At 35.7% G+C, this 15,994-nt stretch carries 14 protein-coding genes; all 14 read left to right on the forward strand.

The annotated features are described in order from the left end of the window. The first annotated feature begins 1 nt into the window (after position 1). The 14 genes from prfA to BKP56_RS06315 all read left to right on the forward strand — a co-directional run bounded on the left by prfA (position 2) and on the right by BKP56_RS06315 (position 15,962). Positions 2 to 1,078: a peptide chain release factor 1 gene (gene prfA, locus BKP56_RS06250; protein WP_072696027.1), complete on the forward strand. Its 1,077-nt coding sequence runs from the start codon at positions 2 to 4 to the stop codon at positions 1,076 to 1,078. Further along, entirely contained in the window at positions 1,068 to 1,937 is an 870-nt protein-coding gene (gene prmC / locus BKP56_RS06255; protein WP_232226935.1) for a peptide chain release factor N(5)-glutamine methyltransferase, read from the forward strand. Before prfA ends, prmC begins: the two co-directional genes overlap by 11 nt. 33 nt (positions 1,938 to 1,970) lie before the next feature. Next, entirely contained in the window at positions 1,971 to 2,984 is a 1,014-nt protein-coding gene (locus BKP56_RS06260; protein ID WP_072694298.1) for an L-threonylcarbamoyladenylate synthase, read from the forward strand. A 126-nt stretch (positions 2,985 to 3,110) separates the two neighbouring features. Beyond that, positions 3,111 to 3,740 (forward strand): uracil phosphoribosyltransferase, encoded by a 630-nt coding sequence (upp, locus tag BKP56_RS06265; protein ID WP_072694299.1) that lies wholly within the window; start codon positions 3,111 to 3,113, stop codon positions 3,738 to 3,740. Positions 3,741 to 3,878: 138 nt separating this feature from the next. Next, positions 3,879 to 4,112, forward strand: a complete 234-nt coding sequence (locus BKP56_RS06270; RefSeq protein ID WP_072694300.1) for a DUF1146 family protein — start codon at positions 3,879 to 3,881, stop codon at positions 4,110 to 4,112. A 305-nt stretch (positions 4,113 to 4,417) separates the two neighbouring features. After that, entirely contained in the window at positions 4,418 to 5,719 is a 1,302-nt protein-coding gene (gene murA / locus BKP56_RS06275; protein ID WP_072694301.1) for a UDP-N-acetylglucosamine 1-carboxyvinyltransferase, read from the forward strand. 253 nt (positions 5,720 to 5,972) lie between these two features. Then, positions 5,973 to 6,956 carry a rod shape-determining protein MreB gene (gene mreB / locus BKP56_RS06280; protein WP_083540495.1) on the forward strand — a complete coding sequence of 328 codons (984 nt, stop codon included), beginning with the start codon at positions 5,973 to 5,975 and terminating at the stop codon, positions 6,954 to 6,956. A gap of 78 nt (positions 6,957 to 7,034) precedes the next feature. Next, on the forward strand, positions 7,035 to 7,223 hold the full coding sequence (locus tag BKP56_RS06285; protein WP_232226936.1) for a DNA-directed RNA polymerase subunit beta: 189 nt from the start codon (positions 7,035 to 7,037) through the stop codon (positions 7,221 to 7,223). Between the two features lie 173 nt (positions 7,224 to 7,396). Beyond that, on the forward strand, positions 7,397 to 8,935 hold the full coding sequence (locus BKP56_RS06290) for an IS1182 family transposase (protein WP_072693300.1): 1,539 nt from the start codon (positions 7,397 to 7,399) through the stop codon (positions 8,933 to 8,935). A gap of 166 nt (positions 8,936 to 9,101) precedes the next feature. Next, positions 9,102 to 10,640 (forward strand): IS1182 family transposase, encoded by a 1,539-nt coding sequence (locus BKP56_RS06295; protein WP_072693300.1) that lies wholly within the window; start codon positions 9,102 to 9,104, stop codon positions 10,638 to 10,640. Between the two features lie 237 nt (positions 10,641 to 10,877). Beyond that, on the forward strand, positions 10,878 to 11,195 hold the full coding sequence (locus tag BKP56_RS06300; RefSeq protein ID WP_072694304.1) for a single-stranded DNA-binding protein: 318 nt from the start codon (positions 10,878 to 10,880) through the stop codon (positions 11,193 to 11,195). A gap of 216 nt (positions 11,196 to 11,411) precedes the next feature. Then, on the forward strand, positions 11,412 to 12,125 hold the full coding sequence (locus BKP56_RS06305; RefSeq protein ID WP_072694305.1) for a response regulator transcription factor: 714 nt from the start codon (positions 11,412 to 11,414) through the stop codon (positions 12,123 to 12,125). Positions 12,126 to 12,127: 2 nt separating this feature from the next. Further along, positions 12,128 to 13,540 (forward strand): sensor histidine kinase, encoded by a 1,413-nt coding sequence (locus BKP56_RS06310; protein WP_072694306.1) that lies wholly within the window; start codon positions 12,128 to 12,130, stop codon positions 13,538 to 13,540. A 241-nt stretch (positions 13,541 to 13,781) separates the two neighbouring features. After that, positions 13,782 to 15,962 carry an LTA synthase family protein gene (locus tag BKP56_RS06315; RefSeq protein ID WP_072694307.1) on the forward strand — a complete coding sequence of 727 codons (2,181 nt, stop codon included), beginning with the start codon at positions 13,782 to 13,784 and terminating at the stop codon, positions 15,960 to 15,962. Positions 15,963 to 15,994 lie beyond the last annotated feature (32 nt).

Genomic DNA, 15,994 nt, shown 5'->3' on the forward strand with positions numbered 1-15,994 from the left:
TATGTTTGACCGATTAGAACAAGTGGATAATCGATATGATGAGTTAAACGAGTTACTAAGTGACCCTGCTGTTATTAATGATACTGACCGATTTATGAAATTAAGTAAAGAAGAAGGTGAACTTAGAGAAACCGTTGGAATCTATCGTAAGTACAAAGAAGTGAACGAAGGGATTAAAGAAACAGAGGAGCTGCTTCAAGAGACTTTAGAAGCGGATATGGAAGAAATGGCTAGGGAAGAGCGAGAAGAACTGCTTACTGAAAAAGCTAAACTAGAAGATGAATTAAAAATTCTACTCTTACCCAAAGATGAAAATGATAAACGAAATATTATCATGGAGATTCGTGGTGCAGCAGGTGGGGATGAGGCACAGTTATTTGCTGCGGATCTACTTGAAATGTATCAGCGCTACGCTGATTCGCAGGGATGGAAAACGGAGATACTAGATGCAAATTCCAATGGATTAGGCGGATATAAAGAAGTAACATTAATGATTACTGGACAGAACGTTTATTCTAAACTCAAATTTGAGAATGGAGCTCATCGAGTACAGCGTGTACCACAGACTGAATCTCAGGGACGTATTCATACATCCACTGCTACAGTGGTAGTAATGCCGGAAGCTGAAGATGTAGAAATTGATATTGCTGAAAATGATATTCGTATCGATATTTATCACGCAAGTGGAGCGGGCGGGCAGCATGTAAACAAAACTGCATCAGCTGTGAGATTGACCCATGAGCCAACTGGGATAGTTGTGGCTATGCAAGATGAACGTTCACAGTTAAAAAACCGCGAGAAAGCAATGAAAGTTTTGAAATCTCGTATATATGATAAGATTACTCAGGAAGCTCAGGCTGAAGTTGATGCTGAACGTAAGTCCGCAGTTGGTACTGGAGATCGTTCTGAAAGAATTCGCACTTATAATTTTCCGCAAAGCCGTGTGACGGATCATCGTATCAATTTGACAATTCAGAAACTTGATCAGATATTAGCGGGAAAAATGGATGAAATTATTGATGCGCTTGTATTCTGGGAACAAGCTCAGAAAATGGAACAACTTCAAGATGAGTACTAAAATGAAGTTTGAAGAATTGTATGAGAAAGAGACATTTAGAGAAGTCCTGGCGGGGGCTTCTTCTTTTTTAAAGAGTCGAGGTAAAGAAGGCTTTGCAGCTGAATGGCTACTTAGAGAACGAAACGATTTAAGTAAAACTCAATTGATTAGACGTTACTCAGAGCCTATGTCCAAAGCAGTTAAAGAGATGTTTTTATCAGATGTGCAATCATTTATAGAAGGGTTGCCCCTGCAGTATATTATTGGACATGAGTGGTTTTATGACAGAAAATTCAATGTGAGCTCAAATACACTTATTCCTAGACCTGAAACAGAGGAATGGTTTGATCGATATATCAAAAAATTACCCAATCAACCATTTAAAGTATTGGATATTGGCACAGGAAGTGGAGTGCTTGCAATCTCACATAAGCTGGAAAGGCAAGATGATCAGGTAGTGGCAGTCGACATCAGTAGTGATGCTTTAGAAATTGCTGAAGATAATGCTGCAACACTTGGAGCGGATGTTGAATTTTATAAAAGTGATTTAACTCAGGCAGTAAAAGATCAATCGTTTGACCTAATCATTTCTAACCCACCTTATATTTCTATTAATGAGAAATCTGTGATGGATCAGTCGGTATTAGATCATGAACCATCAATAGCGTTGTTTGCTAGAGAAGATGGATTAGAGATTTATCGAAGACTCGCTGAAGAATTACCGTTATTACTGAAACCAAAAGGAAAAATCATTCTGGAGATTGGGTATCTTCAAGGTGAAAGTGTCTATAACCTATTTGAAAAAGCTTTTCCCGAAGCTGAAATTGATATATGGCAGGATATGGCAGGACAAGACCGTGTCGTATTTGTGATGACTTGAAAGTATGAGCAGGAATTAGATTGGAGTGAAACAATGGATACTGTATGGATGAAAGAAGAGGAAATTTATAAAGCAGCTGAATTACTAAAACGAGGAGAGGTTGTTTCTTTCCCTACTGAGACTGTGTACGGTCTTGGAGCAGACGCGACTAATGATGCAGCAGTTAAGAAAATATATGCAGCAAAAGGAAGACCAAGCGACAATCCTCTAATTATTCACATTGCAAATCTCGCACAAGTCAGTGAATATGCACAAGATATCTCAGAAAAGGCCAGAATAGTTATGGAAAAATTCTGGCCTGGGCCATGCACGATCGTTTTAAGAAAAAAAGGCCCTTTAGCAGAAACGGTTACTGCCGGGTTGGATACGGTCGGAATAAGAATGCCAGATCATCCAATTGCGTTAAAGTTAATTGAAATAAGTGGCATACCTCTGGCAGCTCCTAGTGCAAATTCTTCGGGTAGACCTAGTCCGACCTCAGCAGAGCATGTTTACCATGATTTAAATGGAAAAATAGCAGGTATTATTGATGGAGGTGAAACTGGTATTGGTTTAGAATCAACAGTTTTAGATTTATCTGATTCAAGTAAACCAGTTATTCTTAGACCGGGAGGAATATCTAAAGAGGCACTAGAAGCTGTAATTGGTCCTGTTATGTTTAAGCCAGAACTTTCCAATCAGACTGATGTACCAATGGCCCCGGGGATGAAATATACTCATTATTCTCCTTCAGAACCAGTTGTTATTGTTGCTGAAAATGGAATCGGCTGGGAAAAAGCTATCCGCTATTATGAAAACAAAGGCGAAGTGATAGGGTTACTAGCTTCTGAAGAGATTATTAAAGAATTCAAGTCAGCACATAATTGCTCATTTTCGTTAGGCAAGAAGCGGGACACAGCATCAGCTTCAAAACGGTTATTCAAAGGATTGAGATATTTTGAAGAAACGAAAGCAACGGTTATTTTAGCAGAGTCGTATAGCAGAATAGGAATCGGAGAAGCTTATATGAATCGTTTAGAAAAGGCAGCTGGTAACAAAGTCATTTGAAATTCATTAAATTTGATAAATAAGATGGAAAACGATCAAATCTTTCTGTACAATAATGAGAGGAAATCAGGCAATTCAATCAATTTATTGAGATCACTATAAATCCAAAAAGAGGGAGTCGTTTAAATGGGTAAATTTCAAGTTATCAATCATCCACTTATTCAACATAAGCTTACAATCATCAGAGATAAAAGAACTGGGACAAAGTATTTCAGAGAAGTTGTAAATGAAATTGCTAGGTTATTAGCTTATGAAGTTTCTCGTGAAATGCCTGTAGAAGATGTAGAAATTGAAACACCACTAATTAAATCTACACAAAAACAATTGTCTGGGAAAAAAGTTGTGATTGTTCCGATTTTACGTGCAGGGCTGGGCATGGTAGATGGAATGCTGGATTTAATACCAGCAGCAAAAGTTGGACATGTTGGAATGTATCGTGATCATGAGACGATGGAACCAGTAGAATATTTTATCAAGCTTCCTTCGGATTTACCTGACCGCCAATTGCTGGTTGTAGACCCGATGCTTGCGACAGGTGGATCTGCAGTGGCAGCTATTGACGCACTCAAAAAAAGAGGCGCAACCAACATCAAATTTGTGTGTCTAGTTGCTGCTCCAGAAGGCGTCAAAGTTTTACAAGATGCTCATCCAGATGTAGATATCTATTCTGCTTCTTTAGATGATAAATTAAATGAAAATGGATATATTTTACCTGGTCTTGGTGACGCAGGTGATAGACTGTTCGGAACATTATAAAACCATACTGAAATCCTCGATCCTATAAACTGGATTGAGGTTTTCTAATATGCTCTTCTATTTTGATTACTTTTAATAAGCGTTAAAAATGAATTCATAAGTCCGATATGCTAAAATTATTATGGAAGGATTGGGAATATGACTTTTATAGGGTTACAATCTTTGATTACTATTATATCCCACATAACTTTTATCTTGATTACCTTTTGGGCACTACAGGGACTGAAAACAGATAGTTGGATAAAAAAATATCATATACAACAAGCTAGAGTATTGTATATGTTACTTTCTATTGCAATTGGCTACACTGTTAGCAGTTTTTTTATAGATTTTATATTATCGTCACAAAATTTAGTTCAATTATTTAACTGATAGTATAGGCTTTATAGAAAATAGAGTTGAAGTTCACAAAAATGTCATAGGGCCTTGAGAGGTAATAGTTTATAAAAGGGTTGCTTTCTGATATAATATGACAGGTTATTATGAACTTTTTTGTTCATCTAATCTTAAAACTTAAATTAAATAGATAAAATATATCTGTTTATTTTTAAGCAAGCACTATATATTTTATAACTTGTAAAGTATTTAAATAATGATTTTTTATATGATAAAAAAATTGTACGATTAAACTGAAAAAGATTAAATAATAGGATGAGTATTACCTTGGAGGGCATAGTATGGACAAGATCATTGTGAACGGCGGACAAACTTTAAATGGAACTGTTGAAGTAGAAGGCGCAAAAAATGCAGCATTACCAATTTTAGCTGCGACGATTCTAGCGAGCAAAGGAAAAAACCATTTATCAAATGTACCGTTATTATCAGATATTTATACAATGAAAGAAGTATTGAATTACTTAAATGTAGACATATCTTTTGATGAAAAAAATAAAGAAATGACATTAGATGCAACAAGTGAATTGAATGAAGAAACACCTTTTGAATATATGAGCAAAATGCGGGCATCAATTGTTGTAATGGGGCCGCTATTAGCACGTAATTCATATGCAAAAGTAGCTTTGCCAGGTGGTTGTGCAATTGGAACTCGTCCAATCGATCTTCATTTAAAAGGATTCGAAGCGATGGGCGTAGAGGTACATATCAGAAATGGATATATAGAAGCCTCTGCTGAAAAATTAAAAGGGGCCCATATCTATCTTGATTTCCCAAGTGTCGGCGCTACTCAGAATATTATGATGGCTGCCACACTCGCTGAAGGAACAACAACAATCGAAAACGTTGCAAGAGAACCAGAAATTGTTGACTTAGCAAATTTCTTGAACCGTATGGGTGCAAAAGTAGTCGGTGCAGGGACTGAATCTATCCGTATCGAAGGAGTCAAAGAACTAACTGGGACAGATCACATGATTATTCCTGATCGTATCGAGAGTGGAACCTTTATGGTTGCTGCTGCAGTAACTAAAGGGAATGTGCTGATTAAAAATGCTGTTTCAGAACATAATAAACCACTGATTTCCAAGTTGAAAGAAATGGGTGTAATGTTTGAAGAAGAACAAGAAGGCTTACGTGTGCTTGGACCGGCTCAATTACTTCCTACAGATGTAAAAACTATGCCACATCCAGGATTCCCAACAGATATGCAAGCTCAGATGACGATTGCTCAACTTAATGCAAAAGGAACAAGCGTTATGCGTGAGACTGTATTTGAAAATCGATTCATGCATATGGAAGAATTACGTAAAATGAATGCAGAATTTAAAGTTGATGGACAAAGTCTTATGATATCTGGTGGTACACAATTACAAGGAGCTGAAGTTGCATCAAGCGATTTAAGAGCTTCTGCTGCATTGATCATAGCAGGACTTGTATCTAAAGGTTATACTCGCGTAACTAACTTAAATCACTTAGATCGCGGATATTATAAATTCCACGAAAAACTAAAACAATTAGGTGCTGATATTGAAAGAGTATCGGAAGAGGTTACTTCTAAAACAACAGATGCTATAGTAGCAGAATAAATTTTATTTGAAAGCAAATAAGGAGCTGAACCAGAAAGATCATCATATAAGTTGATCTTATGGTTTTCTCCTTTTTTGCATTTGTAAGGATTTTATTTAATTTGGACTGTTTTTAATCTTGCTCTTTAGTAGAATCTTGAGTATGATAGGAAGAGTGAGCACTTTAGAAAGCACATATCAGAAATTATAAATCAGCTAGTAGTCTTTTAAGTAATCTTGCAGAATCGCTGAAAGACTTGAGAGGAGAACAATTATGGCAAGAGATATTGGAATCGATTTAGGAACTGCAAACGTATTAGTACACGTTAAAGGCAAAGGTATAGTGCTAAATGAACCTTCAGTTGTGGCATTAGATACTAAAACTAAGGAAGTCCTAGCAGTAGGTGAAGAAGCGTATTTAATGGTAGGAAGAACACCGGGGAATATACAAGCAATTCGTCCGCTTCAAGGCGGGGTTATAGCTGATTTTGACATAACAGAAGCAATGCTTACTTATTTTATCAATAAACTGAACGTTAAAGGGTTTTTATCGAAACCCAATATCTTAATTTGTTGTCCTACAAATATTACGGCTATTGAGCAAAAAGCTATAATTGAAGTTGCTGAAAAGAGTGGCGGAAAAAATATCTATCTGGAAGAAGAGCCGAAAGTTGCTGCTATTGGAGCAGGAATGGATATTTTTCAACCAAGCGGAAATATGGTGATTGATATTGGAGGCGGAACAAGCGATATAGCAGTTCTATCTATGGGCGGTATTGTGACAAGCCGATCTGTAAAAATTGCCGGGGATACATTAGATAACGATATCATTGTCTACTTGAAGAAAAAGCATAATTTATTGATCGGAGAGCGCACAGCAGAAGCTGTAAAGAAAGAAATAGGTGTGATTTTTGATCATGGTCGCAATGACTCAATGGATGTCAGAGGAAGAGATGTAGTTTCCGGTTTGCCTCGCACTGTATCTATTTCTTCTCTCGAAGTAATGGAAGCAACTCGTGAATCAATGGTGGTTGTAGTGGAGAAAGCAAAAGAAGTATTAGAAAAAACACCACCAGAACTATCAGCCGATATTATTGATCGTGGTATAATTCTAACAGGCGGAGGGGCTTTGCTCGACGGAATCGATCTGCTGTTTGCAGAAGAACTAAAAGTACCTGTCTTTAAAGCTGAGAGCCCATTAGATTCTGTTGCATTAGGTACAGGAATTTTACTTGAAAGCTTAAAAAAACGTAAATAATATAGTGATCTGGATAAAATATAAGATCAAAAGAAATAATCTGAAAATAAAATTGAAATGTTTAGAGGTGTGTATTTCGTGAATTGGAAATATATTTTGAAGAAGACTGGAATTTATCTATTGAAAATATTTTTAGTAATCTTAGTGATTGCCGTAGCCTTTATCGGAGGAGTTATGCTGGGGTATGGAGTTATTGGTGATGGCGGTAGTCCAATGGATGTATTTGAACCTGAATTGTGGCAACATATTTTAGACTTCTTTATGTAATATCCACTTCTAAAACATTAAAAGAGGCTGGGACAAAAGTCTTAACAAACAAATAAGATCCGCTGAAAATCTACTTGAGATTTCAGTGGATCTTATTTGTTTATGTAAGCAAAAGGAGCACGGCTTTGGTATAATATAATCACCACAAAAACATCATAGAAAGGGTGCTCCTTATGTATACTCAATATACCATGAACCAAACAACCTTGCCATTAGAAATGAACTGTTACTTACCAGAAAATCATATCGTCTACTCTATTCATCAAGTTGTGGAAGATTTAGATGACTCGCAATATCACTTAATTGAAAACGACTTTGGTCGCCCGGCTTATCACCCGAAAGTTTTACTCAAAGCGCTACTATTTGCCTATTCAGAAGGGATTTTTTCCGGTCGGAAAATCGAGAAAATGATGCAAGAAAATATAGCGATGCAATGGTTAACAGGTCAAACGTTAGTGTCTTATCGTACAATTAATCGATTCAGAGTGTCAGAAGTGACTAAGGCTATTTTACAAGATCTCTATTGCACGTTTTCTCTTCGTTTAAAAGAAGAAAAACTGATTGAAGGAAAAGCGCTATTTATAGATGGTACGAAGTTCGAAGCAGACGCCAATAAATATACCTTTGTTTGGAAGAAAGCCACGGATCAATTCTACTCTACTTTAAAAGAAAAAGAAATTCACTACTATGAAGAAGAGATCGCCCCACTCATCGATCAAGCGGTCGAAAGAGATCAAAATCAGGAGTTTACTAAAAAAGAAATTGAGGAACTATATGAACTTCTTCAAAAAGAGCTGGAAAAGATTGAAACAGAAATTAATCAGGAAAACGAAAAAGAAGTACTTAAGAAAAAGAAGAAAAAGCGTCGTTCCTTGAAAAAACATAGAAATAGATTGAAAAAGGACTTTATACCTAGAGAACAGAAATATGAAGATTACTACAGCACATTTGACGGTCGAAATAGCTTCTCTAAGACAGACAAAACGGCTACTTTCATGCGTATGAAAGACGATCATATGAGAAACGGCCAATTAAAGCCAGGCTATAATATCCAAATCGCAACGGAAAACCAGTTTGTTTTGCATACACAAGTCTATCCTAATCCAACGGATACAAGAACCCTTATCCCGTTTTTGCATTCGCTTCCTAAACCCATTCAACCGTCCACTTATATTGTGGCAGATGCAGGATATGGTAGCCAAGAAAATTTAAAATATTTAGAACGGTCCGGATGGACTGGCTTGGTTAAATACGGCATGTACGAAAAGGAACAGAAAAAGAAATACAGACTTTCGGATAGAAATAGAGAGAATTGGATTCACGATGAAGATCAAAATACCTATACACATCCTGATGGGACTATCTATGCGTACGGTTATGTTAGTAGGCAAAAAACAGATTCTGGATTTGTAAGATTGTCTCATATTTACCAATCGACGGATCCAAGTTACAAAAATGGGAGAAAATCATTTTCCATTAACTATGAGTACGAAGAACAAAAACTAAATATTAGAGAAAAGCTTTCGTCAGAAGAAGGGACTCAATTTTATGGTAAACGTAAAATTGATGTAGAACCAACTTTCGGACAGGTGAAGGCCAATTTGAGGTTCACTCGATTTTCAGTTCGTGGAAAATCGAATGTAGAAAATGAAACGAATCTGATCTTCATGGCTAATAACCTACGAAAATATAATAAAAGAAAGAAAAAATAGAATCATTCAGTAAGTAGAGGCTGGGACAAAAGTCTTAACAAACAAATAAGATCCGCTGAAAATCTACTTGAGATTTCAGTGGATCTTATTTGTTTATGTAAGCAAAAGGAGCACGGCTTTGGTATAATATAATCACCACAAAAACATCATAGAAAGGGTGCTCCTTATGTATACTCAATATACCATGAACCAAACAACCTTGCCATTAGAAATGAACTGTTACTTACCAGAAAATCATATCGTCTACTCTATTCATCAAGTTGTGGAAGATTTAGATGACTCGCAATATCACTTAATTGAAAACGACTTTGGTCGCCCGGCTTATCACCCGAAAGTTTTACTCAAAGCGCTACTATTTGCCTATTCAGAAGGGATTTTTTCCGGTCGGAAAATCGAGAAAATGATGCAAGAAAATATAGCGATGCAATGGTTAACAGGTCAAACGTTAGTGTCTTATCGTACAATTAATCGATTCAGAGTGTCAGAAGTGACTAAGGCTATTTTACAAGATCTCTATTGCACGTTTTCTCTTCGTTTAAAAGAAGAAAAACTGATTGAAGGAAAAGCGCTATTTATAGATGGTACGAAGTTCGAAGCAGACGCCAATAAATATACCTTTGTTTGGAAGAAAGCCACGGATCAATTCTACTCTACTTTAAAAGAAAAAGAAATTCACTACTATGAAGAAGAGATCGCCCCACTCATCGATCAAGCGGTCGAAAGAGATCAAAATCAGGAGTTTACTAAAAAAGAAATTGAGGAACTATATGAACTTCTTCAAAAAGAGCTGGAAAAGATTGAAACAGAAATTAATCAGGAAAACGAAAAAGAAGTACTTAAGAAAAAGAAGAAAAAGCGTCGTTCCTTGAAAAAACATAGAAATAGATTGAAAAAGGACTTTATACCTAGAGAACAGAAATATGAAGATTACTACAGCACATTTGACGGTCGAAATAGCTTCTCTAAGACAGACAAAACGGCTACTTTCATGCGTATGAAAGACGATCATATGAGAAACGGCCAATTAAAGCCAGGCTATAATATCCAAATCGCAACGGAAAACCAGTTTGTTTTGCATACACAAGTCTATCCTAATCCAACGGATACAAGAACCCTTATCCCGTTTTTGCATTCGCTTCCTAAACCCATTCAACCGTCCACTTATATTGTGGCAGATGCAGGATATGGTAGCCAAGAAAATTTAAAATATTTAGAACGGTCCGGATGGACTGGCTTGGTTAAATACGGCATGTACGAAAAGGAACAGAAAAAGAAATACAGACTTTCGGATAGAAATAGAGAGAATTGGATTCACGATGAAGATCAAAATACCTATACACATCCTGATGGGACTATCTATGCGTACGGTTATGTTAGTAGGCAAAAAACAGATTCTGGATTTGTAAGATTGTCTCATATTTACCAATCGACGGATCCAAGTTACAAAAATGGGAGAAAATCATTTTCCATTAACTATGAGTACGAAGAACAAAAACTAAATATTAGAGAAAAGCTTTCGTCAGAAGAAGGGACTCAATTTTATGGTAAACGTAAAATTGATGTAGAACCAACTTTCGGACAGGTGAAGGCCAATTTGAGGTTCACTCGATTTTCAGTTCGTGGAAAATCGAATGTAGAAAATGAAACGAATCTGATCTTCATGGCTAATAACCTACGAAAATATAATAAAAGAAAGAAAAAATAGAATCATTCAGTAAGTAGAACCCCTGAGAGAATTGTATTCTACAATTTTCTCAGGGGTTCTCTATATTTAAAGACTTTCAGAGACTTTTGTCCCAGCCTCTCTATATTTAAAGACTTTCAGAGACTTTTGTCCCAGCCTCTTTTTTTCGTGGTTTTTCCTATAAATGCACAGTTTATGTAATAGAGCTGTTTAAAGAACAGATCTGTCAAAAAGACGAGTACATTAGGAGGAAAACGGATGAATCAAGTTGCATTGGTAGGAAGAATTGTTCGAGAAATTGAGTTGCGGGATGTAGGAGACGGAAAAATTGTTTTGAATAATGTCTTGGCAGTCCAGAGAAATTATCGTACTGATCACGGAACAGAAGCAGATTTTATACCATTTGTAGTGTGGGGCAAAAGAGCTGAACTAATCGAGGAATACTGTAATAAAGGGGATTTGATAGGATTGACTGGGAAAATCCAATCAAGAACTTATCAGAGTAATGAGTCAGAAACAGTCTATGTAGTTGAAGTTTTTGTTAATGAAGTTCGCTTTCTGCAGCCAAAAAAATAAAAGATCGTCCAAAATAGTTAAAGGTTAGAAAAGTTCGCTAGATACTTTAGCGGGCTTTTTTTATTTTATAATGTATAAGCGTTTATCTTCTTTATATTTTCATTATTTTATCTTATTTCTTTCTTTGCAGACAAAAAACCACACAAAATTTTCAAATATTCGTTGTATAATGTAGAATGAAGCTTATAAAGAGATATTAATGAAAGAAGGATACGCATGGATATTTTGATGATTGAAGATAATGAGTCCGTATGTGAAATGATTGAAATGTTTTTTTTGAAAGAAGAATGGGAAGCGACCTTTGTTCATAATGGTAAAAAAGGATTAGAAACTTACTTGGATAATCAGAATAAATATGATTTGGTGGTATTAGATATCATGCTTCCGGAAATGGATGGGATGACTATTTGTAAAGAAATCAGAAAACATTCTACTCAAATCCCGATTATTATGCTGACTGCTAAAGATACAGAAAGCGACGAAGTGATAGGGTTAGAAATCGGTGCAGATGATTACGTAACAAAACCGTTTAGTCCATTGACTTTAGTAGCGCGTATCAAATCTCTTAAAAGAAGAGCAAATGCGCAAATCAACTCTGAAGAATCAGAAAATAGTTTGTATGAAGTGGAAACAGAACATTTGAAGTTAGATAGAAATACAAGAGAAGTTTTATTGTATGAGACTCCTTTAGAAGGATTAACACCTAAAGAATTTGATTTACTTTATACTTTGGCTAATAGTCCTAGAAGAGTTTTTTCCAGGGAACAGCTTTTGCAAATGGTCTGGGATTATGAATATTTCGGTGATGAAAGAACGGTAGATGCACATATTAAAAAACTGAGACAAAAACTTGTACAAAACGGTCCACAAGTAATCCATACTGTGTGGGGAGTCGGTTATAAATTTGATGACACAGGAGCTATAGAATAAAAATGAAGTTTCCTTATTTTTATCAACAAATGCTGGGGTTTCTATCAGTTATCATTATGCTGCTGACGATATCAGTCATTTCAATCGTCTTGTTTGCCCGGAACACTGCTATAAAAGGAACTGAAAATAGATTGTTTGCATATGCAGAATCAATAGTAGATGTAAATTTGAAAGCTAGTCAATTATCTAATTTTCAATCTCTGCTGGGAAATCAAGGAGTTACATTTTTTGTATTTGATGACAGTGGTGATTTAGTTTTCCCAAATTTACCAGAAAACGTAGAAACTAGGGTTGTTCCAGAAGAAGAAGACCGATTAAGAGATGGAGAACGTGTTTCTTTGACGACTGAACAAGCAGATCTTTATGGGAATCCTAGAGAAACGGCATACGTTTATTTACCGTATTTCACATCGAATGCAGGAGATTATGCTGGATTTGTGGCTGTAAGTGCACCGGTAAGTCAGATAGAAAGACAAATGAGTGATTTGAAAAGGAATCTGTTTAATGCATTTTTAATTTCCACGATTATTGCGATTATAATGAGTTTTGTATTTGCCCGTTATCAAGTGAAACGTGTAAATGGATTAAGACAAGCGGCCCATATGGTAGCTGAAGGAGATTATGATATTCGTCTTGAACATAAAGATAGAGATGAAATTGATAATCTTTCTCAGGATTTCAATAAAATGATCTATGCTTTGGATATGTCACGGCAGGAAGTCGAGCGCCAAGAAGAAAGACGAAAAACTTTCATGCAAGATGCTGCTCATGAAATGCGCACACCCCTAACTACAATTAACGGATTGCTGGAAGGTCTAGAATATGATGTTATTCCTGAATCTCAACGATTGAGAAGTATCCAGTTAATGAGAAAAGAAACAAAAAGAATGATCAGATTAGTCAATGAGAATCTTGATTATGAAAATATTCGGTCAAATCGAATTATTTTAACTAAACATAATCTTCCTGTTTCTGAAATTCTAGATGAAATAAAGGAACAGATGACGAATATTGCAGAAAGTTCTAATAATACACTCAAGATAGATTCATTAGAGAATCTAACGGTATATGCTGACTATGATCGTTTCAAACAAATTCTAGTGAATTTAATAAAAAATGCAATACAGTTTACAGATAACGGTTTGATAGAGGTAAGTGGTATGAAAACAGAGACAGGGACTCAGATTACTATTAAAGATAATGGAATAGGCATGACTGAAGACCAAATGAAAAATATCTGGGACAGATATTATAAAGCAGACATTTCAAGAACCAATACGAAGTATGGTGAATCAGGATTAGGATTATCAATTGTTCAGCAGCTAGCGGAAATGCATAAAGCTAAGCTGGAAGTAGAAAGTGAACCAGGAAATGGAACAAAATTTACAATTGAATTTCCAGATTCAGAAGATTAATTAAAAGTTTAATAATATCTTAAGTCTTCAAACCCTTATAGTAATAATATAAGGGTTTGTGAACTTTTTTCCCTTATCAATGCTTGATTTCTTTATTATTTTAATACTTGAATTTACATGGTTTCAACATTTGCCTTCTATGTAAATTTAATGTAAAATGTCCTAGAGATTAATAATGTTACTAAACAACAAAAAGTATACTGATGTTTTAGGTATTGCAGAAATAATAGGAGGCATATTCATGTCTAAAGTTAAAAATTTATTAAATACAAGAATTGGATTTTTCGGATTAGCCAGTATTTTGTTTTGGTTAAAGACCTACCTAGTCTATTTGGTAGAATTTAACCTAGGTGTATCTGGTGCAATCCAGCATTTTATCTTATTAATCAATCCAATAGCATTTACAGTTATTCTATTCTCTATTGCACTCTACTTTAAAAAGACTAAACGAGCATATATTGCCCTATTTATTGTAATGGCGATTGCTTCGATGATATTGTATTTTAACGTTATGTTTTATAGAGAATTTAGTGATTTTCTTACAATGAATATATTATTAGGATCAAATAATGTTTCTGGAGCGGTTGTTTCTTCAACAGCTGCTATGATGAGACCTTGGGATATTTTCTATTGGATGGATTTCATCATTTTACTCGTTGCAATTCTATATAAGAAAAAATCACCTATCAAAATGGATAATCGTCCATTAAAAAAACGCTATGCAGTTGCAACGACCGTTTTAGGAGTCGCATTATTTGCAGGTAACTTAGCTCTTGCCGAAAGTAACAGACCGCAGTTATTAGTTAGAACTTTCGATCGTAACTATATTGTGAAATACCTTGGTTTGAACTTCTTTACAGCTTACGATGCTTTCCAGACTGCTCAGAACAATCATGTCCGGGCTAGTGCAGATGAATCTAATTTAGTTGATATTGTTGATTTTGCTGAAGAGAATGATGCGGCACCGAACCCTGAATATTTCGGGGAAGCTGAAGGACGCAACGTAATTGTCATAGCAATGGAGAGTGTTCAGCAGTTTCTGATTGATTATGAATTAGAAGATGAAAACGGTGAAATGCATGAAGTCATGCCCTTTGTAAACAGCTTATTTCATGATGAATCATCCTATAGCTTCGATAATTTCTATAATCAAGTAGGTCAAGGAAAAACTTCTGATGCAGAAATATTGGGAGAAAATTCTTTATATGGATTGCCTCAAGGAAGTGCATTCCAAACACTTGGTTCCACAAATACATTCCATGCAGCACCAAATATTCTTAAACAGGAAGCTGGATATACTTCTGCAGCTTTCCATGGCAATGTTGGATCTTTCTGGAACAGAAATGACACTTACCAGCAGTTCGGTTACGATTATTTCTTCGATTCAGCTTTTTATGATGTATCTGGCGATAACTCTATGGAATACGGATTAAAAGATAAATTATTCTTTGATGAGTCTGTTCAATATCTAGAGCAGTTACCACAACCGTTTTATTCTAAATTTATTACTGTAACGAACCACTTCCCTTATCCACTGGATGAGCAGAATGCTGGGTTCCCTACTGCTCAAACAGATGATGAAACAATTAATCAGTATTTTGCTACAGCGAATTATGCTGATCAGGCTATTGAAGAATTCTTTAACTATTTAAAAGAATCAGGACTATATGATAACTCAATCATTGTGCTTTATGGAGATCATTATGGTATTTCTAATATGAGAAATCCTCATCTTGCTTCATTACTGGGTGAAGATCCAGAAGAGTGGGGAGACTTCGAGAATACTCAAATGCAGAAAGTACCTATGATCATTCATGTACCAGGTGCAGAAAATGGAGAAGTATCTCATAAGGTTAGTGGACAAGTCGATATGTTACCAACTTTAATGCATTTATTAGGACTTGAAACAGATGATTATCTATTTATGGGGCAAGACATTCTTTCAGATGAGCATGATGATGCAATTCCTTTCCGAAACGGAAACGTCGTTACAGATGACTATTCGTTTATTGGCCAAAGTATTTATGATAATGATACAGGCGAAGAAATCCAGGATAGTTTATCTGAAGAAGAATTAGCTGATTTAAATGAAATAAAAGTGGAAGCTACACGAGAGTTATCATTATCAGACGATTTAATGATGATGGACTTGCTGCGCTTCTATACCCCGGAATCATTTAGTGATGTTGAACGCAATGACTATATTTATAGTGATCAGCTAGAAGTATTAGAGAATGATCCGCTTAGAAGTACAAGCTTGATTGAAATGAATGGCGGACAGTCTACAGCAGATTTATATGAAACAGACGCTCCAGAATTGTCGGAAGATACTCCAGAGGATCAAGATGATTCAGAAGGAACTTCAAATACTGACAATTCAAGTAATTCAGAAGAAATGGATGCATCTGAAACAACTGAATGATAATAAAAGGTGGATGTCAAATAGTAGTCTGA

It is taken from the genome of Marinilactibacillus sp. 15R, assembly GCF_001895285.1.
Classification (GTDB): Bacteria; Bacillota; Bacilli; order Lactobacillales; family Carnobacteriaceae_A; genus Marinilactibacillus; species Marinilactibacillus piezotolerans.